The sequence below is a fragment of the Streptomyces sp. NPDC052023 genome (assembly GCF_044548465.1).
Lineage (GTDB): Bacteria > Actinomycetota > Actinomycetes > Streptomycetales > Streptomycetaceae > Streptomyces.
Window position 1 is genome coordinate 433213 of sequence record NZ_JBIUBW010000005.1, and the last position, 20550, is coordinate 453762.

Annotated in this window: 17 protein-coding genes and 2 pseudogenes; 8 read left to right on the top strand and 11 right to left on the bottom strand. The window is 73.3% G+C overall.

Features of this window, described 5'->3' with window-relative positions:
* Positions 1–47: 47 nt before the first annotated feature.
* The 4 genes and pseudogenes from aspA (at position 48) to ACIHCM_RS14580 (ending at position 4813) form a co-directional block, all read left to right on the top strand.
* Positions 48–1457, top strand: coding sequence for an aspartate ammonia-lyase (gene aspA / locus ACIHCM_RS14565; protein WP_399894451.1), 1410 nt, complete (start codon positions 48–50; stop codon positions 1455–1457).
* 46 nt (positions 1458–1503) lie between these two features.
* A pseudogene (locus tag ACIHCM_RS14570) lies at positions 1504–1976 on the top strand (glutaminase).
* 90 nt (positions 1977–2066) lie between these two features.
* Positions 2067–3461, top strand: coding sequence for a polyprenol phosphomannose-dependent alpha 1,6 mannosyltransferase MptB (gene mptB / locus ACIHCM_RS14575; RefSeq protein ID WP_399894454.1), 1395 nt, complete (start codon positions 2067–2069; stop codon positions 3459–3461).
* Complete coding sequence (locus tag ACIHCM_RS14580) at positions 3458–4813, top strand: glycosyltransferase family 87 protein (protein ID WP_399894458.1); 1356 nt, start codon at positions 3458–3460, stop codon at positions 4811–4813. Before mptB ends, ACIHCM_RS14580 begins: the two co-directional genes overlap by 4 nt.
* 80 nt (positions 4814–4893) lie before the next feature.
* Here the strand turns inward: ACIHCM_RS14580 and ACIHCM_RS14585 are convergent.
* Positions 4894–5730, bottom strand: a pseudogene (locus tag ACIHCM_RS14585) (D-alanyl-D-alanine carboxypeptidase family protein); the annotation flags it as partial.
* 119 nt (positions 5731–5849) lie between these two features.
* Complete coding sequence (rho, locus tag ACIHCM_RS14590) at positions 5850–6995, bottom strand: transcription termination factor Rho (protein ID WP_399894461.1); 1146 nt, start codon at positions 6993–6995, stop codon at positions 5850–5852.
* Positions 6996–7327: 332 nt separating this feature from the next.
* On the opposite strand from rho, the gene ACIHCM_RS14595 reads away from it, so the two are divergent.
* The gene (locus tag ACIHCM_RS14595; RefSeq protein ID WP_399894464.1) at positions 7328–8053 is read left to right on the top strand and encodes a class I SAM-dependent methyltransferase; all 726 of its coding nucleotides are present in this window, start codon (positions 7328–7330) and stop codon (positions 8051–8053) included.
* A gap of 39 nt (positions 8054–8092) precedes the next feature.
* Here ACIHCM_RS14595 and ACIHCM_RS14600 read toward each other — a convergent pair whose 3' ends face one another.
* The 8 genes from ACIHCM_RS14600 to ACIHCM_RS14635 form a co-directional block, all read right to left on the bottom strand.
* A complete protein-coding gene (locus ACIHCM_RS14600; RefSeq protein WP_399894467.1) occupies positions 8093–8839 on the bottom strand; it encodes a GntR family transcriptional regulator in 747 nt (248 codons plus the stop codon).
* Positions 8840–8991: 152 nt separating this feature from the next.
* Positions 8992–10158, bottom strand: a complete 1167-nt coding sequence (locus ACIHCM_RS14605) for a serine hydrolase domain-containing protein (protein WP_399894470.1) — start codon at positions 10156–10158, stop codon at positions 8992–8994.
* 128 nt (positions 10159–10286) lie between these two features.
* Complete coding sequence (locus ACIHCM_RS14610; RefSeq protein WP_399894473.1) at positions 10287–10691, bottom strand: nuclear transport factor 2 family protein; 405 nt, start codon at positions 10689–10691, stop codon at positions 10287–10289.
* A 21-nt stretch (positions 10692–10712) separates the two neighbouring features.
* Positions 10713–11681 (bottom strand): acetylxylan esterase, encoded by a 969-nt coding sequence (locus ACIHCM_RS14615; protein ID WP_399894477.1) that lies wholly within the window; start codon positions 11679–11681, stop codon positions 10713–10715.
* A gap of 33 nt (positions 11682–11714) precedes the next feature.
* On the bottom strand, positions 11715–12164 hold the full coding sequence (locus ACIHCM_RS14620) for a DUF6010 family protein (protein ID WP_399894480.1): 450 nt from the start codon (positions 12162–12164) through the stop codon (positions 11715–11717).
* A gap of 132 nt (positions 12165–12296) precedes the next feature.
* Positions 12297–12881, bottom strand: a complete 585-nt coding sequence (locus ACIHCM_RS14625; protein ID WP_399894483.1) for a hypothetical protein — start codon at positions 12879–12881, stop codon at positions 12297–12299.
* A gap of 137 nt (positions 12882–13018) precedes the next feature.
* The gene (locus ACIHCM_RS14630) at positions 13019–13774 is read right to left on the bottom strand and encodes a ferredoxin reductase (protein ID WP_399894486.1); all 756 of its coding nucleotides are present in this window, start codon (positions 13772–13774) and stop codon (positions 13019–13021) included.
* Positions 13767–14372, bottom strand: a complete 606-nt coding sequence (locus ACIHCM_RS14635) for a sulfite oxidase-like oxidoreductase (protein WP_399894489.1) — start codon at positions 14370–14372, stop codon at positions 13767–13769. Before ACIHCM_RS14635 ends, ACIHCM_RS14630 begins: the two co-directional genes overlap by 8 nt.
* Positions 14373–14843: 471 nt before the next feature.
* Here ACIHCM_RS14635 and ACIHCM_RS14640 point away from each other — a divergent pair, with 471 nt between their 5' ends.
* Entirely contained in the window at positions 14844–15626 is a 783-nt protein-coding gene (locus tag ACIHCM_RS14640) for a putative protein N(5)-glutamine methyltransferase (protein ID WP_399894492.1), read from the top strand.
* Between the two features lie 39 nt (positions 15627–15665).
* Here ACIHCM_RS14640 and ACIHCM_RS14645 read toward each other — a convergent pair whose 3' ends face one another.
* On the bottom strand, positions 15666–17744 hold the full coding sequence (locus ACIHCM_RS14645) for a SpoIIE family protein phosphatase (RefSeq protein ID WP_399894496.1): 2079 nt from the start codon (positions 17742–17744) through the stop codon (positions 15666–15668).
* A 308-nt stretch (positions 17745–18052) separates the two neighbouring features.
* Here ACIHCM_RS14645 and ACIHCM_RS14650 point away from each other — a divergent pair, with 308 nt between their 5' ends.
* Entirely contained in the window at positions 18053–18427 is a 375-nt protein-coding gene (locus ACIHCM_RS14650; protein WP_399894499.1) for a hypothetical protein, read from the top strand.
* Positions 18428–18527: 100 nt separating this feature from the next.
* Entirely contained in the window at positions 18528–20543 is a 2016-nt protein-coding gene (locus tag ACIHCM_RS14655) for an FAD-dependent oxidoreductase (protein WP_399894502.1), read from the top strand.
* The last annotated feature ends 7 nt before the right edge of the window (positions 20544–20550 follow it).

Consider the following 20550-nt stretch of genomic DNA (forward strand, 5'->3'; position numbering starts at 1 on the left):
GTCATTCCCCCGTCAGCAGAGTTCCAGGAAAGAGGACCCGCACACCCATGACCGCCGCCACCCGCAGCGAGCACGATCTGCTCGGAGACCGCGATGTCCCCGCCGAGGCGTACTGGGGCATCCACACGCTGCGCGCCACGGAGAACTTCCCCATCACCGGCACGCCGATCTCCGCCTACCCGCACCTCATCGACGCCCTCGCCGCCGTCAAGGAGGCCGCCGCCCTCGCCAACGAGGAACTCGGCCTGCTCGCCCCGGACAAGGCCGCCGCCATCGTCGCCGCCTGCCGGGAGATCCGGGCCGGCAAGCTGCACGACCAGTTCGTCGTGGACGTCGTCCAGGGCGGCGCCGGCACCTCGACCAACATGAACGCCAACGAGGTCGTCGCCAACCGGGCGCTGGAACTGCTCGGCCACGCCAGGGGCGAGTACGGGCACCTGCATCCCAACGAGGACGTCAACCTCGGTCAGTCGACCAACGACGTCTATCCGACCGCCGTCAAGGTGGCGACGGTCTTCGCGGTCCGTGGGCTGCTCGAGGCGATGACCGTGCTCCAGGACGCCTTCGCCCGCAAGGCCGCCGAGTTCCGCGACGTGCTCAAGATGGGCCGTACGCAGTTGCAGGACGCGGTGCCGATGACGCTCGGTCAGGAGTTCTCCGCGTACGCCGTCATGCTGGACGAGGACCGCAGCCGGCTCGCCGAGGCAGTCGAGCTGATCCACGAGATCAACCTGGGCGCCACGGCGATCGGCACCGGCCTGAACGCCCCCGCCGGATACGCCGAGGCCTCCCGCCGCCATCTCGCCGCCCTCACCGGCCTGCCGCTGGTGACCGCCGCCAACCTGGTCGAGGCCACCCAGGACTGCGGCGCGTTCGTGCAGATGTCCGGCGTGCTCAAGCGGATCGCCGTCAAGCTCTCGAAGAGCTGCAACGACCTGCGCCTGCTCTCGTCCGGGCCGCGCGCGGGCCTCGGCGAGATCAACCTGCCGCCGGTGCAGGCCGGTTCCAGCATCATGCCGGGCAAGGTCAACCCGGTGATCCCCGAGGTCGTCAACCAGGTCGCCTTCGAGGTCATCGGCAACGACGTCACCATCACCATGGCGGCCGAGGCCGGACAGCTCCAGCTCAACGCCTTCGAGCCGATCATCCTGCACTCCCTGTCCGAGAGCATCACGCATCTGCGCAGCGCCTGCCTCACCCTCGCCGTGCGCTGTGTGGACGGCATCACCGCCAACACCGAGGTGCTGCGCGCGAGCGTCGAGAACTCGATCGGCCTGGTCACCGCCCTCAACCCGCACATCGGATACACGGCGGCCACCGACATCGCCAAGGAGGCCCTGGTCACCGGCCGGGGTGTCGCCGAACTCGTGCTGGAGAAGGGACTGCTGCCGGCCGAGCGGCTCGCGGCGCTGCTGAAGCCGGAGGTTCTCGCGGGCAGCGGCTCGGCCACCGTCTGACCCGCGGACGCGCGGCAGGCCAGGGGCGGCAGGCACACTGGTGATCATGAGGTCGTCGCTGAGCTTCCGACCGGTTCTGGAGCGCATCGCCCAGGAGATCGAGCACGCTCCCGGCAGCGGCCGGCCCGCCGACTCATCCCGGCGCCGGCCGCCCGCGACCCACGCCGCTTCGGCATGGCCGTCGCGGAGCTGGACGGCACGGTGCAGGGCGTGGCGGAGTGGCGCGAGCCGTTCTCCACGCAGTCCGTCACCAGGGAATCGACAAGCCTCAGCCGCAGCCAGGCCGAGCAGGCCGACGCGGTGATGCTGACCTGCGGGGCGTACGACGCGGCGGGCGACTTCGCGTACCGCGTCCGTCTGCCCGGCAAGAGCGGCGTCGGCGGAGGAATTGTCGCGGTGGTACCGGGCCGCTGCACGTTGTGCGTGTGGAGCCCGGGGCTCGGCGAGCGCGGCAACTCGGTGGCCGGGGTCGCTGCCCTGGACCGTTTCACGACGCTCACCGGACTGTCGGTCTTCTGATCACATGGAGGTCATGCGCAGGTTAACCGCGCGAGGGCGGCGCGTCGTTTGCCGGCCACCCGGCGTTGACACCCTGACCGAGTGTTGGCCATGGCTTCCTCCGTCGATCTCCGCCGCTGCCAGATGCTCGGTCTGGCCGGTACCGCCTTTCTCGCGCTGGGCGGTGAGACGGCCGGAGCCCTCCCGGTCCGCGAGCTGCTGTCGCCGTCCTCGGCCGGCGCCGCGCTCGGGCTGGTCGGCGCCTACTTCGGCGTCGTCCTGCTGATAGCGGCCTGGGCGCTGCTCGGCCGGCTGCTCCGCGGCCCCGAACCGCCCACACCGCGCTCGCTGCTGCTGGTCCTCGCCGTCTGGGCGGCCCCGTTGCTGCTGGCCCCGCCGCTGTTCAGCCGGGACGTCTACAGCTACCTCGCCCAGGGCGCCATGGTCGACGCGCAGATCGACGTGTACGCGCACGGCCCCTCCCAGCTCGGCGGCCCGCTCGCCGACGAGGTGTCCCCGGTGTGGCAGCACACGGCCGCCCCCTACGGCCCGGTGTTCCTCGCCGCCGCCTCCGCGCTGTCCGCCCTGACCCGGGGCGAGATCCCCGCCGGCCTCATGGGCATGCGGCTGCTGGCGCTGCTGGGTGTGGCCCTGATGGCGGCGGCGCTGCCCCGCCTCGCCCGGCACAGCGGCGCCGACCCGGCCGCCGCCCTGTGGCTCGGTGCCCTCAATCCGCTGGTGCTGCTGCACCTGGTGGCCGGGGCGCACAACGACGCGATGATGCTCGGCCTGCTCGGCGTGGGCCTGGTCGCGGCGCTGGGCCGCTGGCCGGTCCTGGGCGCGGTCCTCGTCACGCTCGCCGCCCTTGTCAAGGCGCCCGCCGTGCTCGGGCTCGCCGCGATCGTCGTCCTCCAGATGCGCGCGGGCCGGGGCGTCGTGCGGGCGGTGCTGACGACCGCTGCCGCGGCGGCCGCGACGACGGTCGCCGCGACCGCCGTCGCCGGTACGGGATACGGGTGGATCGCCGCACTGAACACCCCCGTCTCACCGCACAACTGGGCCCTGACCAGCCTGCTCGGCCGCGCCACCGGCGCCCTGCTGGAGCGGCTCGGCAGCGACCTCGCCCCGCTCGCCGTGCCCGTCTGGCACACGATCGGCCTGGTGATCACCGCCGTCGCGTTGCTCGTCATATGGGTACGGCTGCGCCCCCGCCCGGTGTACGCCCTCGGCCTCAGTCTGGCCGCGGTGGCCGCCTTCGGCCCGGCGATCCGGCCCTGGTACGCGCTGTGGGGGCTGTTCCTCATCGCCGCCGCCGCGCCCGACACCTCGGTACGGCACCGGGTCGCGGCGGTCACCTGTGTGCTCGCGCTCGGTGTCATGCCGAGCGGCGGACCGGCCGACCTCGGGCAGCTGATGCTGGCCGTCTCCGGCGGCGTACTCGCCGTGGTCGTGCTGTGGCAGGCCCACCAGGCCGCGCAGGCCCCGGTTTTGGGGCGGACGGCATGAGAACACCCCGCACCGACCGCGGGCGGCTGCTGCTCGTGCTGGTCCTGGCCACCGCCCTGACCGTGTTCACCGCGACCGTGCCGCTCCTGCGCGACTGGTTCGACCTGCGCGTCTACCACGGCGCCATCCACCACTGGATCCATGACGGCGGCCGGCTCTACGACTACCGGGTGCCGGGCACGATGTACGGCTTCACCTACCCGCCGTTCGCCGCCGTCGTCATGCTGCCCATGGCCCTGGTCGGAATGCGCACCGCGATCGTGATCGCCCTGCTGCTCAACCTCGCCGCCCTGGCCGTGTCGATGCGTGTGCTGACCGGCCGGGCCTGGCGCCGCCACGGCTGGTATGGGTGTGCCCTGGCCGCCTGCGCCCTCGCGCTGTACGAACCGCTGCGCGACACCTTCAGCTTCGGGCAGGTCAACGTCCTGCTGCTGGCCCTCGTCCTGGTCGACGCCTGGCTCCTCGCCACCGGGCGGGGCCGCTGGGCCGGCATCGGCGTCGGCCTCGCGGCGGCCGTCAAGCTCACGCCCGCCCTCTTCATCGGCCTGCTGCTGCTCGCCGGACGCAGGCGAGCAGCCGGTGTCGCGACGGGTGTGGCCGTGGGGGCGACGGGACTCGCGGCCGCGGTGACCCCGGAGGGTTCGCGGTTCTACTGGACACACGCCATGTGGGACACCACCCGGGTGGGCCGGCTGGACTACGTCTCCAACCAGTCCTTGCAGGGCATCCTGGCCCGGCTGGAGGTCGACAGCCGCGCGGTCTGGGCGGTCACCGTGCTGCTGGTGCTCGGCGTGTGGGCGTGGCGGGCCCGCAGGGCCGCGGCGGCCGGCGACTGGTATGCCGCCTTCGCCCTCACCGCCCTGACGGCCTGTCTGATCAGCCCGATCACCTGGGTGCACCATCTCGTCTGGCTGCTGCCGGCCTTCGTGCTGCTGGTCCGCGCCGGGCAGCCGCGGGTGGCCGCCGTGCTGTACGCGGCGATGTGCACCAGCGTGGTGTGGCTCTGGTTCGACGACGCCTCCGGGATCGACGGGTTCCTCGGCAGCAACCTGTACGCCTGGATCACCCTCGGGCTGCTGCTGGGGCTGCCGGTGGGTCAGTCCTCGATGTGGAAGACCTTGAGCCGCAGGACCAGCGCGACGGCGGCCGCCCCGAGACAGGCGGCCGCCGCGATCGCCGCCGTCTCGGGCCAGCCGGGCCCGGGCTCCGCGGTGACGAGCGCGGCCACCGGAGCGGGCGCGGTCTCGGGGCCGGAACGCGGCCTGCTGCGGAAGGCGTCCAGCGAACCGACCGGGTCCACCCGGCCGGCGGCCGCGAAGCCCCAGTCGAGCAGCGACCGGGCCTCCTCGTAGACGTCGAAGGGGCCGTCCGTCTGAGGGTTCATCACCGTCACCACGAGGGTGCGCCCGTCCCGCCGGGCGGCGGCGACGAGGGTGTGTCCGGCCCCGCTGGTGTAGCCGTTCTTGATGCCGATCAGGCCCGGGTAGCGGTCCACGCCGTCGTCGCCGGTCAGCAGCCGGTTGGTGTTGCGGATGTCGTACGCCCAGCCGTCCGCACCGGGGAACTTGGCCTCGAGGGTGGCGCAGTACCGGGCGAACTCGGTGTTGCGCAGTCCCTCCCGGCCGAAGACGGCCAGGTCGTACGCCGAGGACACCTGGCCGTCCGCGTCGTATCCGTCGGGCGACAGGACCCGTGTGTCGCGGGCGCCCAGGACCCTGGCCTTGGCCTCCATCTGGCGCGAGGTGACGTCCCAGCCGCCGTTCAGCCCGGCCAGCACGTGCACGGCGTCGTTGCCCGAGTTGAGGAACACCCCGCGCCACAGGTCCGAGACGCGGTACGAGTGGCCCTCGCTGACGCCGACGAGGCTGCTGCCCTCCCCGACATCCGCCAGCTCGCCGTAGGTGACGCGGTGCTGGATGCCGCCGGGCAGCACGGGCAGCACGGTGAGGGCGAACAGGGTCTTGAGGGTGCTGGCGGGCGGCAGCCTGCGGTGCGCGTCCCGCGCGGCCAGCACCTCGCCGGTGCGGGCGTCGGCCACCAGCCATGACAGGGCGGAGACGTCCGGAACCCGCGGCGCGCCGGAGCGCGGCCGCACCTGCGTGCCGGGGCGGTACAGCACGGCCGGCACCGGTGCCGTTCCGCGCGGCCCGCCCGGTGCTCCGGGGTCCGCCCCGGCACGGGCGGCGGCGACAGGCGCGAAGGTCAGGGCACCGGCCAGGCAGAGACCGCAGGTCGACACGGCCACCCGGAAAGCGAATCCGATCGTCATATGATCAACCTAGAAACGGACCGGCCTCGAACGGTGCTGGCCGGGCCGAGCGGTGCCGGCGTGCACCCGGATGCCACACGTGCGCCCGGCGTGGCGCCTTCCCGGCGGGCCCGAGCCGGCTAGCCGGCCGGCAGCGTCGGCTGGATCCGGCGCAGGAACGTCGCGTTGTCCGGGGTCTGCCGCATCCGCTCCAGCAGCGTCTCCAGACCGGTCTCGCCCTCCCGGGTCGACAGCGCCCGGCGCAGGCCCTGCACGGCGGTCAACTCGGCCGGAGACAGCAACACTTCCTCGCGGCGGGTACCGGAGCCGGTGACGTCGACGGCGGGGAAGACGCGGCGCGAGGCGAGCTCGCGGCTCAGCCGGAGCTCCATGTTCCCGGTGCTCTTGAGCTCCTCGAAGAAGAAGTCGTCGGCCCGCGAGCCGGTCTCGACCAGGGCGGTGGCCAGGATGGTCAGCGAACCGCCCTCCTCGGCCGCCCGTGCGGCGCCGAAGAAGCGCTTGGGTCCCTGCAGCGCGGCCGCGTCCACACCGCCGGAGAGAGTACGGCCGCCGGAGCCCGCCGCGTTGTTGTGCGCCCGGCACAGCCGGGTCAGTGAGTCGAGCAGGATCACGACGTCCTCACCGGCCTCGACGAGCCGCTTGGCTCGCTCCACGACCAGTTCGGCGAGGGCGATGTGCTGCCGGGGAGTCCGGTCGAAGGCCGAGGCGTAGACCTCGCCCCGCACCGAGCGCCGCATGTCGGTGACCTCCTCGGGGCGCTCGTCGAGCAGCACGACCATCAGCCGGCACTCGGGGTGGTTGCCGGCGACGGCGGCGGCGAGGTGCTGGAGCAGGACGGTCTTGCCGGTCTTGGGCGGGGCCACGATCAGCCCGCGCTGCCCCTTGCCGACGGGGGAGATCAGATCGGCGACGCGTCCCGTCAGGGCGCCCGCCGGGTGTTCGAGGCGGATCCGCTCGCGGGGGTGGAGGGGCGTGAGGTCGCGGAAGTGGCGACGGCCCCGGAGCTGTCCGGGCGCGTGGCCGCCCACGCGCTCGACGGCGGTCAGGGCGTGCCGGGAGCCGCGTACGGCTTCGACCAGGTCGCCCTTGCGCAACCCGTGTTCGCGGATCAGGCCGGCCGGGAGCAGGGGATCGGACGGCGTGGGCAGGCAGTCGAGGCCGCGCAGATGCCCCTTGCCGCCCGCGTCGATGTCGAGGACGCCGGTGACGACCTGAGCCGCCCGGGCCTCGAGCCGGCCGGGAGAGTTGTCGAGTGTGGTGGTCATGGAGTCGGTCCTTTCGAGGACTCGGAGGCCTGCGGGCGCAGGCGGGCATGAGGCCATGAGGAGGGGAGGGGGAGGAGCCGCGGGCCAGGCGCAGGTACAGGCCTGCGGGGCGGCGGGAGCCGCACCTCGGTGACGCGCGGACGGATCCGCGAACGAGGGGGTGCGGGGAAAAGCCGCTGCACCCGCCGGGAACGGCGGTGATGCGTGGGCTGAGGAAGGAACTGGCACCGGCGCCACAACGGGGCGTACACAAGTGCTGCCGACACCCTACCACCTACCACGGGATCGGTGCGTGATGTCCGTCTCTCGGGGACAGGGCTAAGCTGAGGCCGATGTTCAGCCCCCAAGGCCCCAGCCTTCGTGAACTCGTCGTCCAGGCGCTGTCGTCGGTCGAGCGCGGCTACGACCTGCTCGCACCGAAGTTCGATCACACGCCCTTCCGTACGCCGGACTCGGTGCTCGACGCCGTCGCGGAGGCGCTGCGGCGGATCGGGCCGTTCGAGGACGGACTCGACGTGTGCTGCGGTACGGGCGCGGGCGCGGACGTGCTGCGGGACGTCTGCGCGGGGAGCGTCACGGGGGTCGACTTCAGCGCGGGCATGCTGGCGGTCGCGCGGGCGCGTGTCCCGTCCGGCGTGCCCCGGGTGTCCTGGGTGCGGGCGGACGCCCGGGCCCTGCCGTTCCGTTCCGCCTTCGACCTGGCGGTGAGTTTCGGGGCGTTCGGGCACTTCCTGCCGCGCGAGCTGCCGGGACTGTTCGCCGAGGTGCGCTCCGTGCTGCGGCCGGGCGGGTGCTTCGCGTTCCCGGTCGTGGCCCCGCCCCGCACCGGCTCCCTCGCGCACTGCATGCTGCTGGGCTTCGACCTGGTGATGCGGGTGCGCAACGCCGTGTGGCGGCCGCCCTTCGTCATGTACTACCGGGCGCTACGGTTCGGGCTGCTGCTGCGGACACTGGAAGGCGCCGGGTTCCGGGTGGAGCTGCACCCGCTGCCCGAATTCGGGCAGCGGCGGGACGGAAGCCCGCGGGTGCGGATGGTCGTTGCCCGGCGCCTGGGGTGAGGACCCGACCCCTGGAGGGGCCTGGCCCGCTGCCGGGGCTCAGACCGCTGCCGGAAGGGTGAACTCGTAGACCAGAGCGTCGCGTTGGGCGTCCACGACGAGTTCGGTGAACTCCAATGGCCGCTCGTGCTGGTCGTGCACCAGACGGGTCACCCGGACCGAGGGGCTGTCGGGGAGGCGGGTGATGGCGTCGCGGTGGTGCAGGGTCAGTCCCGCCTTGCGCATCCAGTCGTAGGTGCGGCGCAGCTGGGCCGCGGCGGCGCCGTCGGCGCGGTCACGGTAGCGGCCCAGCTCCTCCACTTCGGCCAGGGCCACGGCCGAGAAGGAGCTGACGGCGCTGCGCAGACCACGCCCGTCGGCGGAGGCGGAGCGGTAGTGATGCATCAGCGTGGGCCGGTGCGGGGCGAGCCGGAGGGCCGTCGCGTGCGCGGGCGGGGGTGTCTCCCAGGTGACGGTCGCCCGGTCGACGGCGCGCTCCTCGGGGCCGCGCCGGACGCCGAGCGGGAAGGCCAGCGAGGTCGGGTGCTCGACCGGCGGGCCGCACAGGGTGGCGTGGCTGCCGCGCCGGTCGGTGGCGACCAGTCCGTCCCGGCGCAGCACCTCCAGCGCCTGCCGTACGGTCTCTCTGCTGACCCGGAAGTGCTCGGCCAGCTGTCGTTCGCCCGGCAGCCGTTCGCCGGGCGGGATCGTGCCGTCGCGTAGTTCGCCGAGCAGTTCCGTCGCGATCCGCCAGTACAGGGGCTGTTCGTCGGTGTGCGGACGGTCGTGCGGGGTGGTGCGGGCCATGCCGCGCCCTCCTGTTGGTGACGTGCCGTAGCCGTGCGGGCTCATTGCGCCACCAGAATTAGCATTGGTCTAAACCACTAGGGAAGAGCGGTCCGGCGGTTCGGCCGAAACAGACCGGGGCGGAAAGTGGCCGCGGGAGGCGCGCGGGGCCGTCAGAGGGCGTCGTACACGGCGTCCACCAGCGCCATCTTCCGGGGGTCGTCGGCGATGTGCGGTCCCATGCGGTTCATCACATATCCGAGCGACACGCCCGCCTCCGGGTCGGCGAGTCCGGCGGACCCGCCGAATCCGTCGTGCCCCACGGCGCGCGGGTTGGGCCCGTACGAGCCGTGCGGGCCGCTGAGCCACAGGCCGAGGCCGATCTCGGTCTCCCTCCGGAACCCGGCGCCCAGCACCAGGTCGTGGCAGCTGCCCTGCCCCTCACGCACCCGCTCGGCCGCCTCGGGGGAGAGGACGCGACGGCCGGCGTACGTCCCCAGGCCCGCGAATATCCCGTACAGGGCGGCCACCGCCCGCGCGGTGCCGTGGCCGTTGGCGGCGGGGATCTCGGCGGCCCGCCACATGGGCGTGTTGGCCTCGGCCGCGCCCACCACGGGGTTGGCCAGGGCGGCCAGCGCGGCGGGCGGCAGCCGGCCGGAGAGCGCCGCCTGTTCGCCGCCCGTGGCGGACCGCCGGTGCGTCAGCTCCGCCGCCCGAACGGCGTCCGTCTCCGGCAGCCCGATGGCGAAGTCGATGCCGAGCGGCCCGGTCACCTCCCGCGCCAGGAACGCGCCGGGCCGCAGTCCCGAGACCCGGCGCACGACCTCCCCGACCAGGTGGCCGTACGTCAGCGCGTGGTACCCCGACCGCGTCCCCGGTTCCCACCAGGGTTCCGTCGCCGCGAGCCGGCGGGTCGTCACCTCCCAGTCGCACAGCTCGGCGAAGGCGTGCGGTTCGCGCAGGCCGGACAGGCCGGCCCGGTGGGAGAGCAGGTGCCGTACGAGGACCTTCTCCTTGCCCGCCGCGGCGAACTCCGGCCAGTGGACGGCCACGGGCGCGTCCAGGTCCAGCAGCCCCCGGTCGGCGAGGATGTGCGCGCACAGTGCCACCGGGCCCTTGGACGTCGACCACACGTTGACGAGCGTGTCGCGCTCCCAGGGACGGGTGCGGGCCTGGTCGGCCCAGCCTCCCCACAGATCGGCGACGGTCACGCCGTCGACCGTGACGGTGACTGCCGCTCCGAGCTCCTGCCGCTCCCGGAAGTTCTCCTCGAACGCCGCACGCACCGCCGTGAAGCGGGGGTCGCAGTGGCCGTCGATCTGTGGCTCGCGCTCGGACATGCAGCCTCCGTGGTCCGTGGAACCCCCGGTCCACGACCCTGCGGACCGGGACTCCATGAACGTACCGACTGGTCGGACGGCGCGGAAGGCCGCCGGCTCGGAGGGCGAGCGAGGTCAGCTGCTCGGGGTCAGCCGAAGAACAGCGCGCCGGCCGGCTCCTGGTGGCCGTCGGCGGTGTGCCAGTAGTCCCGTGTCTCGATCGCCAGCCCGTCGGCGCCGAACCGGACGAAGACACAGCCGGCGAGGGTGGCGGGCCTGCCGCCCTCCTCGGACAGCACCCGGAACTCGGCGACGGCCACCCCGTCCTGGCCCACGACCGGCGGCGCGAAGCGCACGTCGGTCACCCGCTCCCGCGCGAACGACCAGCGCAGATAGGCACCCAGTTCGGCACGCCCGCGATGCGGCTCGCGAAACGGCATGGAGCGGTGGACGCACTCCTCGGCGTACAGCGCGAGCAGCGCGTCCACGTCGTGCCCGGCCCAGCCCCGCTCCCACACCCGGACGAACCGCTCGGCGGCCTGACGTGTCTCCACCGTCCCCACCCCTTCTGCCGCTCAGGCGTACGACCGCAGCCAGCGCATCCTGGCGGCGCTGTGGAACGGGCCGCCACCCTCGTGGTCGTTGAAGTCGTACACCTCGATGGCCTTCTCCTCGTGCGCCCAGGCGTTGAACGCCGCGAAGACGGTCGACGGCGGGCACGTCTGGTCCTCCAGCGCCGTCGAGAACAGGGCAGGGGCGCGGCCGCGGGCGGCGAAGTGCACACCGTCGAAGTAGGACAGCGTGCGCAGCGCGTCCCGCGCCCGGCCGCGGTGCGTCTTGAGGTAGAGGCCGATCTCCCGGTAGGGGTGACGGTCCGTCAGTGTGGTGGCGCGGGGGAAGTCGCACAGGAACGGCACGTCGGGCGCCACCGCCACCAGGTCGGGGACCAGGCCGCCGACGGCGAGGGTGATGCCGCCGCCCTGGCTGGCGCCGAGCGCGACCGTCCTCGCCGGGTCGGTCAGCGGATGCGAGCGGGCGGCCTCGACGGCGCGCACGGCGTCCGTGAACACCCGGCGGTAGTAGTAGTTCTCGGGCGCGTCGATGCCACGGGTCATGAAACCGGGGTACGCCGGTGCGCCGCCGACCGGGTCCGGGGTGCCGCCACCGCCACCCCAGGCGCTGCCCTGGCCCCGGGTGTCCATCACGAAGTGCGCGCGGCCCGTGGACGCCCACAGCAGATGCTCGTGCGGCAGCCCCCGTCCGCCCCCGTACCCGACGAACTCGACCACCAGCGGCAGCGGCCGCGTCGCGGCGGCCGGCAGCAGCAGCCAGCCCTTCACCGGGTGCCCGCCGAACCCGGCGAACGTCACATCGAACACCTGCACGGTGGCCAGGTCCGTGTCCACCGGCTCGAACCGGGCGTCCAGCTCGTGCTCGCGAGCCTCCTGCAGGGTCTTGGACCAGAAGGCGTCGAAGTCCTCGGGTTCGGTGGCGGCACCGCGGTACTCACGGAGCTCGTCGAGGGGGAGGTCGAACAGAGCCATGCGGGACCACCTCGGGTGCGGCGACGTCGATGATCACACCGTACGCGCGGGCTCCGGCCGTTCGCCAGGGCGCGCGCCGGGCCCGGCCCCGCCGCCGGCCAGGCGCCGGATCAGCCCGCGCGGAGGGGGACCGCCGGCCAGGCACCTCAGGGCGATCACCGGGTCGCAGATCGCGCAGCCGAGGGAGGAGTCATGGGAGAAGGGGACGATCGGGTTGCCCTTGACGTGGTGGGCGACGTCCCAGACGGTGTGCAGCAGCCAGGCGGCGCCGATCCAGGCCCACGACTCCAGACCGCGGTAGGCGCAGTAGGTGACCAGCGCGGTGAAGGCGAACTCCCGGCCCCCCAGGCCGCCGCCGCTGAGGTAGGCGGCTCCCGCCCCGGCGACCATGATCGCGTTGAGGCGGCGCCGGTGCGGTTCGCGGACGAGGGAGATCAGGAGCGCGTAGAGGACGCCGACGGCGATCGGCAGGACGTAGGACATGGGTGGGCCGTTCCTGAGGAGGTGACGTTTCGGCGTCCGCGCGCGAGGACTGATCACACGCCAGGGCCGCCTCCAGTGGCCCCGCAGCGGCATTACCGACAGGTTCCGACGGGTTGCCGCCAACGGCGTGTGTCAGGCCCGTCGGCGCGTCCACTCCGGTTCCGTACGCGCCCAGGCACGCTCCCACTCGGCCATCCGGTGCCGGTTCGCCACCCGGCGGACGGCCGCGTTGCCCAGCAGCACCAGGGCGGCCGTGCCGGCCGTGGCGCAGACGCCCAGGGTGAGGCTGTGCTGCCAGACCGTCGTGTCGCTCGGGGGCGGCGGCACGCTGCGGCCCCGCCCGTCGAACCACACGTCGACCGTCTCCCCGGGCTGCCTCCCCGCCGGCACCCGCGCCGTCGCCGTCCGGTCACCCTCGCCGGGCTCGGTCCAGCGCACCGTCGCGCGGTACGTGTACTCCCGCCCGCCCTGTACCGCGGGCAGCGTGTCCGGAGTCCTGCCCACGATCTCGGCCCGGACGTGCCGCCTGTCCTCCCACTGGGCCGCCGCGGTCCGCCGCGCCTCGCCATGGGCCCACCAGCCCGTCAGCGCCCCGGCCAGGGGCGCGCCCAGGAACAGCAGGACGGCGACGGCCACCACCGTCCAGGCCTCGATGACGTCCGACCTGCGCCGCAGCGGATTGCACCGCCGGCTCCGGCCGCGGATCCGGGTTCGCATCTCCGCCCTCCTCGCCCTCACCGGAGCCGGGGAGCGCGGACGCCACCCCCGGGCCCGTCTAGGTGTGCGAGTGCCACATGAGACTCGTACCCCGTCCCACGCGGTTCGCTCACCCGGCGGCGAGAAGGCGGGGACGCTCAGCCGAAGCGTTCGATCCGGATCCGGTCGACCGGCTGGCCGGCCGCCACGAGCAGGCGCGAGGCGTGTTCGGCGAAGGCGTTGGAGCCGCACACATAGGCCTCCCACCCACCCTCGGGTGCGGCATCCACAAGCGGCGCCACATGCGCAGCGGTGATCCGGCCCACCGGTACGCCCGGTGGGGCCGTGCGGGTGAACACGGGCGTCGTCTCGGCGCCGTACTCCCGCGCGTAGATCAGATCCTCGGGTCCGCGCGCGGACACCAGCAGCCGCAGCGGTACGGACAGGCCACGCGCCCGATGGTGGCGCACCATCGACATCAGCGGTACGACCCCGGATCCGGCGCCGATCAGCAGCGCGGCCCGGTCGCCCGGCCAGGCGAAGAAGCCGCTCAGCGGCCCGCGTACCTCGACACGATCCCCGAGCCGCGCCTCGCCGTGGAACCAGCCGGAGACCTCACCGTCCTCGACATGGTCCAGCGTCAGTTCGATGTCCCCCGAGTCGTCCGGCGCGGACGCCAGGGAGTAGTGGCGCTGGGCGGTGTAGCCGTCCGCGGCGGTCAGCCGGAGCAACAGGTGCTGGCCGGGCAGATGCCCCGCCCAGCCGGGCACCGCGAACCGGAAGGTCGCCGCGCGCGGCGTCTCACGGCGGATCTCGGTGAGTGTCGCGGTCTGCCAGCGGCCGGCGGCGCCGTCGCCGGCGGCGATCCGGCCGGGCACGGCGAACCGCGTCGGGGGAGTGAACGTGTCAGTCACCGGAGTACCGCTGCTCCTCCCACGGGTTGCCCCGCGCGTGGTAGCCGTTCTGCTCCCAGAAACCGGGCTCGTCGTGGTCGAGCAGGCGGATGCCGGCGAGCCACTTCGCGCTCTTCCAGAAGTACAGATGCGGCACCAGCAGCCGGGCCGGGCCGCCGTGCTCGGGCGTGAGCGGCCGGCCGTCGTACTCCCACGCGATCCAGGCCCGGCCGCCGGTCAGGTCCGCGAGCGGGAGGCTGGTGGTGTATCCGGTGTGCGCGTAGGCGACGGCGTGCGTCGCCGCCGGCAGCGGGCGCGCCTGCTCCAGGAAGGCGTCCAGCGAGACGCCCGCGAAGCGCACCCCGAATTTCGACCAGCCCGTCACGCAGTGGATGTCGCCCTCGTAGGCCGAGGCCGGCAGCGCGTGCGCCTGCGCCCAGTCCCAGGCGCGGGGCGCTTCCACAAGGCCGTCGATGCGGAAGGTCCATTCGGTGGCCTCGAGGTGCGGGGTGACCTCGGCGGACAGGACGGGCCAGTCGTCCCCCGCGTCGTACTGCCCGGGCGGCAGCCCCGGGTTGTCGACGCGCGGGCGCCCGGTGAAGCCTCGGGTGACGTTCATGCGGGTGGTGCCTCCAGACCGCCGGTGCGGCGGCCCGCGGATAGAGCCTGACCAATGCGTACGCGTACCACCGTACGTGGTACGCGGCCAGCTCACCGCGGCCCCTCGGCGCCCCTGGGCGCGTACCTACCGCTCCGATCGCCGGTCCGGGCGGCGCGCGGCCGGCCCGGCCTGCTCCGGCGCGGCACCTGCCGGCCGACGGCCGGCCTGCCGAGGGCTTCGCCAGGCCGTCGTCTCCAACTGGACGGCCTCCACGGCGTTGTCCCGGGGACGGGGCGGCCGCCCCGTCGGGGAAATCCCCTTGGGGTAATGTGGCCGTCCGGCTGAGGGAGGTCCCAGCCGTGCGCGACCGAGGAGGTGAGTCCCATTACCGCTGTGACAGGTCGGGTGCTCTCTCCTCATGCCGGCGCGCAACACCGGCAGTAGACGACCACGAGAGCGCCCTTCGGCTCCGAAAGGCTCTCGACCCGCATGCCCTCGCCGCTTCACCCCTCCCGTCCCTCCGTGGTGGCCGCCCTGCGCGCCGCCGGCTGTGTCTTCGCCGAGGACGAGGCGGAGCTGATCCTCTGCGCCGCCCGGACCCCGGACGAAGCCGCCGCCATGGTGGCCCGCCGCACAGACGGACTGCCCCTCGAACTCGTCCTCGGCTGGGCCGAGTTCAGCGGTCTGCGGATCGCGGTCGAACCCGGTGTCTTCGTCCCCCGTCGCCGCACCGAGTTCCTCGTCGCCCAGGCCCTCGCCGCCGCCCCGGACCCCTCCGTCGTCGTCGACCTGTGCTGCGGCTCGGGTGCGGTGGGCGCCGCCCTGGCCACGGCCCTGGGCACGGTCGAACTCCACGCCGCCGACCTGGACCCGGCCGCGGTCGACTGCGCCCGGCGCAACCTCGCCGGGCACGGTGGCCGGGTCCACCAGGGCGACCTCTACGCGGCCCTCCCCGGCCGGCTGCGGGGCCGCGTCGACATCCTCGCCGCGAACGTCCCTTACGTCCCCACCGCCGAGGTCGCGCTCCTGCCCGCCGAGGCAAGGGACCACGAACCGGCGGCCGCGCTCGACGGCGGTGCCGACGGCCTCGATGTGCTGCGCCGGGTCGCCGCCGGGGCACGCGAGTGGCTCGCGCCGGGCGGCTGCCTGCTGACGGAGACCAGCGCACGCCAGGCCCAGGAAGCCGTCGAGATCTTCCTCCGCGCGGGCCTGACGACCCGTCTGGCGGCGTCGGAGGAGCTGTACGCCCATGTGGTGATCGGGGTGGCCTGAGGGGGCTCGGGGAGGCGCGCGGCCGTCCGCGCGCCGCTGTCAGTCCTCCGTCCGCGCCCGGGCGATGAGTACCGCCACGTCGTCGTGGTTGTCGGGATGGTGCAGGGTGCGGACGAGGAGGTCGCAGACCTCCTTCAGGGGGCGCGCCGGGTCGTCGAGGAGGCCGAGCAGGGTGTCCAGACGTTCGTCGAGGGAGTGACTGCGGGTCTCGACCAGTCCGTCGGTGTAGAGGACGAGTTCGTCGCCGGGGTCGAAGGTGAAGACGGTCGTGGTGAACTCCACACCCCCCACGCCCAGCGGCGCGCCGGTCGGCAGGTCGAGCAGTTCCCGGCCCCCGTCCCGCCGGATGTGGACCGGCGGCAGATGACCCGCGTTGGCGATCAGGCAACGCCGTTGCCGGGGGTCGTGGACGGCGTACAGGCAGGTGGCGATGGAGTGGTCCAGGTCGGAGGTGATCCGGTCGAGGTGTTCGAGGAGCACCGCGGGGTCCAGGCCGAGGGACGCCAGGGTGTTGGTCGCGGTGCGCAGCCGTCCCATGGTGGCCGCGGCCGTGATGCCGCTGCCCATCACGTCGCCCACGACGAGCGCGGTCCTGCCCTCGCCCAGGGGAATGACGTCGAACCAGTCGCCGCCGACCTCGGTGGCGGCGCCGGCCGGCTGGTAGCGGGAGGCGACTTCGAGGCCGCCGGTGACGGACGGGTGAGTGGGCAGCAGGCTGCGCTGGAGGGTGATGGCGGTGTCGCGGGCGTTCTGGTACCAGCGGGCGTTGTCGATCTGCACCGCCGCCCGTGCGGCCAGCTCACGGGCGAGCAGCAGGTCGTCCTCGCCGAACGGCAGCGGGTTGTGGATGCGCTTGAGATCGAGGGCGCCGAGCACCTCGCCGCGCGCGATGAGCGGGACGGCGAGGTAGGAGTGGACGCCGGCGCGCGCCAGCAGGGCGGCGGCCTCCGGGGAACGGGCGATGCGCGGCAGGTCCTCGTCCTTGACCTGCGGGATCATCACCGGCCGTGCCGAGCGTACGCACTCGGTGACCAGGCGGTCAGGACCGTAGCGGGCCACCTGCCCCGGCGGGTCGGCGGCCTGCATCGCCTCGGGGGCGTTGTCCGCCCGCACGGCCAGTGCCCGGATCACGGCCGGCTCGCACGGATCGGCGCTGCTGCGACGGCCGCCGATCACCGAGTCCAGCAGGTCCACGGCGGCCACGTCCGCCAGTTCCGGCACCGCGACGTCGGCCAGTTCGCTGGCGGTGCGGTCCAGCTCGAGCGTGGTGCCGATCCTTGCCGACGCGTCCGCGATGAGCGCCAGCCGCCGCCGCGCGGTCTCCGCCTCGACGCCCGCCCGGCGCTGTTCCGTGACGTCCATCACCGACTTGGCGACGCCCAGCACCCTGCCGAGGGCGTCCTCCAGCCGGTACAGCGAGACCGACCAGGCGTGGTCCTCGTGCGGGTCGGCCGCGGTACGGCCACTGGTGGGATGGCCGACCAGCGGCTGCCCGGTCTCCAGGACGTGCCGCAAGGCGGCCTCCAGCGGAGCCACCTCCAGCATGGGGAGCACCTCGCCGATGGTCCGGCCGATGTGCTCCTCGGCCGGGACGCCGTTGATCCGCTCCAGTGCCGCGTTCACGGACACGTAGCGCAGCCCGGTGTCCAGCACGGCCAGCCCGATCGGTGACTGCGCGATCATCCGCGTGGACAGGGCGACGTCCTGCTCCAGCTGGCGCACGGTCGACTGGTCGGCGGCGAGACCGAGGGCGTAGACGTCGCCCTGGTCGTCCAGCAGCCGCATGGTGCGGAACTCCACCAGGCGGGTGCTGCCGTCCTTGCGGCGCACGGGGAAGGCGCCGGCCCAGCCCCGGCCGGTGGTCATGACGTCGGCGAACAGCTTCCTGACCAGGTCGAGGTGCTCCTCGTGCACCATCACCCGGGCGGCGTAGGCGCCGAGCGCCTCCTGGGCCGGGTAGCCGAACAGCTCCTCGGCCTGGGGACTCCACAGCACGATGCGGCCCTCGGCGTCGAGGACCACCGAGGCCACGCCCAGCACGTCGAGCAGGCCGCTGGGCCGCTCCGGTCCACTGCCCGGCTCGGTCCCTTCGGCCACCGGTGGCCCGGTCGCTCCCATCTACGCACCGCCTTCGCCATCCGCCAACGGCACGCCGTCCCGTGCCGACTCCCCTTGCCGTACCGCGCTCAACCATTTCTCTTACGCCACGATCGCCCTACTCCACCATCCCTCAACATGACTGGGGGTGTCTGTCGATGGGACGGGATCGAAATGGTCCATCCGAGGGGAGTTCGGCCACCGGCCCTCTCTGGCGTGCTCATGACGGGCTGTACATCCGGGAATGTGGTGGTTTTCTGGGAGTGCGGCGCGGCGTCGTGTGGGACTCGCTGCCGTACCGCAGCGCGGCCACGAGAGGAGCCACCACGATGGACACTGAGCGACTGCATCCGGAATCGGTCTCCCTGGAGATCAGTGGGTGCAGCAAGGAAGACGCCCGGATCGTGTTCGACAGCCTGTGCGCGTACTTCGACTCGGACCGCTGCTCCGAGGACGTGCCGCGCGACTGGCACGAGGTCCGGCCGACGGTGTGGCTGGGCACCTTCGAGGTCTCGGCGCCGCACGAGGGCGCGCATCCCCCCACTCCCCGGCTCTCCGCCTCCGTCGAGGCGGACGCGCACGGGGGCTACTGGGCGATCGACCGCTTCCGCACCACCCTGCACGACCTGTTCGACGTCCACGACCTCGGCACGGCCTCCGGGGACCAGGAGCGCGAGTTGCACGTACGCCTGGAGAGCCGCTGACCGGTGTGGCGCAACGGACAGCCCCTCCGTTGTGCAACTAGTTGCATAAACCGTGCGCGGTCCTCTACAACAGAGGCACGTCACCGCGCACGGAGGGGCCATGACCCGTTACCCGCATCTGCTGAGCCCGCTCGACCTGGGCTTCACCACCCTGCCCAACCGCGTCCTGATGGGCTCCATGCACGTCGGTCTCGAGGAGGCCGAGCGCGGCTTCGAGCGGATGGCGGAGTTCTACGCCGCCCGGGCCCGCGGGGGAGTGGGCCTGATCGTCACGGGCGGCATCGCGCCCAACGACGAGGGCCGGCCGTACGAGGGCGGCGCCAAGCTGACCACCGACGACGAGGCCCGGCAGCACCGGCAGATCACCGAGGCCGTGCACCGCGAGGGCGGCCGGATCGCGATGCAGCTGCTGCACTTCGGCCGGTACGCCTACCACCAGGACCTGGTCGCCCCCAGCCCCCTTCAGGCCCCGATCAGCCCCTTCCCGCCCCGTGAACTGACCGACGCCGACGTCGAGCGGACCGTCGACGACTACGCCCGCGCCGCCCGGCTCGCCCGGCAGGCCGGCTACGACGGCGTGGAGATCATGGGCTCCGAGGGCTACCTGATCAACGAGTTCATCGCCGCGCAGACCAATCACCGCACGGACCGCTGGGGCGGCTCGTACGAGAACCGCATGCGCTTCCCGGTCGAGATCGTCCGGCGGGTGCGCGAGGCGGTCGGCGAGGACTTCATCGTCATCTACCGGCTGTCCATGCTCGACCTCGTGCCCGGCGGCTCCACCCTCGACGAGGTCGTCACCCTCGCCAAGGCGGTCGAGGCCGCCGGGGCGACCATCATCAACACCGGTATCGGCTGGCACGAGGCGCGCATCCCGACCATCGCCACCTCCGTGCCGCGCGGCGCCTACACCTGGGTCACCAAGCGTCTGATGGGCGAGGTGTCGGTCCCGCTCGTCACCACCAATCGCATCAACACCCCCGAACTGGCAGAGGAGTTGCTTGCGGGTGGGTGCGCCGACATGGTGTCCATGGCCCGCCCGATGCTGGCCGACCCCGACTTCGTCGCCAAGGCGGAGGCCGGCCGCCCCGAGGCCATCAACACCTGCATCGGCTGCAACCAGGCCTGCCTCGACCACACCTTCAGCGGGCAGATCACCTCCTGCCTGGTCAACCCGCGCGCCTGCCACGAGACCGAGCTGGTCCTGTCCCCGACCCGGCTGCGCAAGCGCGTCGCCGTGGTCGGCGCGGGCCCGGCGGGCCTCGCGTGTGCCGTGAGCGCCGCCGAACGCGGCCACGAGGTCACGCTGTTCGACGCCGCCGGCGAGATCGGCGGGCAGCTCAACGTCGCCCGCAAGGTCCCCGGCAAGCAGGAGTTCGACGAGACGCTGCGCTACTTCCGTCACCAGCTCGACGCGCACGGCGTCGACGTACGCCTGAACACCCGCGTGGCAGCCGCCGACGTGGCCGGCTACGACGAGGTCGTCGTCGCCACCGGCGTCACCCCGCGCACCCCGGACATCCCCGGCGTCGACCACCCGAAGGTCGTCGGCTACCTCGACGTCCTGCGCGACGGGGCGCCCGTCGGCGACAGCGTCGCCGTCCTCGGCGCCGGCGGCATCGGCTTCGACGTCGCCGAGTACCTCACCGACGGCGGCGACAAGGCGCACGAGGACCCGGCGACGTACTTCCGTCAGTGGGGCGTCGACATGAACTACGAGGGCCCCGGAGGCCTCGCCGCCCCCGAGCGCCCGGCCGCGCCGCGCACGGTCCACCTGCTCCAGCGCAAGACCACCAAGGTCGGCGCGGGCCTGGGCAAGACCACCGGCTGGATCCACCGCACCGAGCTGAGGCACCGCGGCGTCACCATGGTCCCCGGCGTGCGCTACGACCGCATCGACGACGCCGGCCTGCACGTCACCGTCGGCGACACCAGCACGGTCCTGGAGGTCGACACCATCGTGCTGTGCACCGGGCAGGAGCCGCGCCGGGACCTCTACGACGAGCTGGTCGCCGCCGGGTGCAGCGCGCACCTGATCGGCGGTGCCGACGTGGCCGCCGAACTGGACGCCAAGCGCGCCATCAAGCAGGGCACCGAACTGGCGGCCGCCCTGTAGGCGCCGG